The 2,741-nt window shown below is 68.6% G+C and carries 3 protein-coding genes; all 3 read right to left on the bottom strand.

Annotated elements, in window-relative coordinates; genetic code table 11:
- Window positions 1-548, bottom strand: a 548-nt coding sequence (locus tag VLA96_08435; protein HSE49217.1) for a hypothetical protein, incomplete at its 3' end; no start/stop codon positions are given.
- Window positions 549-552: 4 nt separating this feature from the next.
- Window positions 553-1,122, bottom strand: coding sequence for an RNA polymerase sigma factor (locus VLA96_08430; GenBank protein ID HSE49216.1), 570 nt, complete (start codon window positions 1,120-1,122; stop codon window positions 553-555).
- Window positions 1,123-1,287: 165 nt separating this feature from the next.
- Entirely contained in the window at window positions 1,288-2,436 is a 1,149-nt protein-coding gene (gene tsaD, locus VLA96_08425) for a tRNA (adenosine(37)-N6)-threonylcarbamoyltransferase complex transferase subunit TsaD (GenBank protein HSE49215.1), read from the bottom strand.
- Window positions 2,437-2,741 lie beyond the last annotated feature (305 nt).

Genomic DNA, 2,741 nt, shown 5'->3' with positions numbered 1-2,741 from the left:
AACTGTTGGATCGTCGAACCACCACCGCCGGGCTGGTTCGCCGGCGCTTCCCACGGGTCCTTCGGCAACTCGCTCTCCGGCCGCGTCGCCATCGTCAGGATCTCTTCCCGCGGCGTGCGCCGCATGTACTTCGCCAGCAGCAGTTCCTGCTCGCTCGGCGGCGTGGGCGTCGGGAACACGTCGCGCTTGGGCAGGTCCTGCGCCACCGCCGCTGTGACCCGCGGGCTCGACGGCTGCGTCTTCGGCGCCTTGGCCACCTGCGGTTCCGGCCGCCGGGCAGGTGTCGGCGCCGGCGCCGCTACCGGCGGGTTCTTGCTTACCACCGGCGCGCTCTTCGGCTCGCTCCGCGACATCACGAGCAGCGCGACCAACACCAGCGCCGCCGCGGCCGCCACCGCGCCCCACATCCACCATGGCCGCGCGTGCTCCGGCTCGGCGTGCAGCCGGCCGAGCACTCGCTCCTCCAGCCCCGCGAGCGGTTCGGCCGCACCGTACTCCGCCAGCGCCGCGTCCAGCATCCGTTCGAGTTTTTCTTCGTGTTCGTTCATGACTTCACTTCCGCCCTGCATTTGATTCCAGAAGCACCGCCAGCTTCTCTTTCAGCATCTGCCGCGCCCGGAACACCCTGGTCCGCACCGTCGCTTCCGGTATTCCCAGCACCGCCGCCACTTCGCTCGACGTCATCTCGTGCACGGTCGAGAGTTGCAGCGGCTCGCGCAGCTCCACCGGCAGCGCGGCGATCAGCGACTCCAGCAGCGCCTTCGTCTCGCCGCACGCGAGCGCCTGCTCCGCGTTCATCCCGCGTGCCTGCATCTGCCCCAGGACCGCATCCGGATCGCTCGCCATCTCCGGCTGCCCGCGACGCCTGTCCACCGCCAGCCGCCACGCGATGCGCGCCAGCCACGCTTTCTCATCCCGCACTGCCGGCAGCTCCGCCTGGTGCTTCATCACCCGCAGGAACGTCTCCTGCACCACGTCTTCGGCGTCGTGCGCGTGCCGCAGCACCGAGTACGCGACCTGGAAGACGAACCGCGCGTGCGCGCGCACCAGCTGCTCGACCGCGTCGGCTGCCACTGCGCTCGCGAACGGGTTCGCCAAGATCGCCTGCTCCGGTACCGCCATCGCTCGCCCTCGTCCGCTAAGACGCGGCGCACGGGCGGCTGTTCTGAAAAGTTTTGCGTGGGAACTATAGGACGGAAATCGCTTTTGGCTCTTGGCTTTTGGCCTGGTCCTCTACGCGGGTAGGCGCCGGCGACTCGCCGGCGCAGCCAAGAGCCAAGAGCGCTTTTACCGCAGCACCAGCCCGGCCTCCGCCGAGAAATCCAGCGGAGCGAACTCCCGCGCGACGTACTTGGGATACGCCGCCGCCGCGATCATCGCGGCGTTGTCGGTCGAGAGCGGACGCGACGGAAAGAACACCGGCAGGCCCTCCTGCGCCGCGCGCTGTTCGAAGGTCGCGCGCAACTCGGAGTTCGCCGCTACGCCGCCGGTGACGAACAGCGTCGCGACCTCCCGCGCCCGCGCCGCCTCCAGCGTCTTTTCCACCAGGTCCTCGACCACCGCGCGCTGGAAGCTCGCAATCAGGTCCAGCGTCTTCTTCGGCGTGACCGCGAGGAAGTCTTCGACGCTCGGCTTCGCTTTGCCCGCCAGCGCGCGCCGTCGCTCCTCGACCTCCGCCTGCATCTGGTTCAGCTCCACGTAGCGCAGCACCGCGGTCTTGATCCCGCTGAACGATAGATCGTGCGACGCCGCGCTGCCCGGGCTCGCCGTCTTCTTCCCGCCGCGCGCCGCGTGCTTGATCTGCGCCGTGCCGAACTTCACCGCGCGCGCGTCGCCGTGCTTCGCCAGCCGGTCCAGCACCGGCCCGCCCGGATACCCCAGCCCGAGCAGCTTCGCCACCTTGTCGTAGGCCTCGCCCGCCGCGTCGTCGCGCGTCCGCCCGATCAGCTCATACGACCAGTGGTCGGCCTTCTCGCTCGCCAGGTAAAGGTGCGTGTGTCCGCCGCTCACCACCAGCGCGAGCACGGGAAACGCCAGCTCGCGATTCCCTTTCTGCTTCTCTTCCAGCAGGACCGAGTGGATGTGCCCTTCCAGGTGGTTGACCGCGATCAGCGGCTTCTCCAGCGAGAACGCCAGCGCCTTCGCGAAGCTCACCCCCACCAGCAGCGCGCCCGCCAGCCCTGGCCCCTGCGTCACCGCGATCGCGTCCACGTCCTGGTAGGACGTCCCGGCTTTCTCCAGCGCCTGCCGCACCACCGGAACGATGCCCCGCAGGTGCTCGCGCGACGCCAGCTCCGGCACCACCCCGCCGTACGGCTGGTGCGTCGCGATCTGCGAGAACACGACGTTCGAGAGCAGCTCCTCGCCGCCGCGCACCACCGCCGCCGCGGTCTCGTCGCACGAGCTCTCGATGCCGAGAATGGTCGGCTTGCTCATCCCTGGCTATTTTCGAGAAGTCGTGGGATCTTCGCAACCCGGCTGGAAAAGCCAACCTCAAGAGACACGAACAAAGGGCCCTCCGTGAGGGCCTTCGTGAAACCTTGGTGTCCTTTGTGTTGTGCTTTTACGCCGCTTCGCGAACTTTCCTGCCCTGCAGAAGCTCCTGCGCCGCCCGATATCCCGCCAGCGTCCCGACGTCCATGTACTGCTCGCCGGCGTACGCCGCGCCCACCGCATTCCCCGCCGCGATGGAAGCATTCAGCAAAGAGGAAAAGTACTCGTCCTGCCGGTGCCGCGCCTCC

Source organism: Terriglobales bacterium (genome assembly GCA_035457425.1).
Lineage (GTDB): Bacteria > Acidobacteriota > Terriglobia > Terriglobales > Acidobacteriaceae > JACPNR01.
Note: the sequence above shows the minus strand (reverse complement) of the source record. Positions and strands in the feature narration are given on the sequence as shown.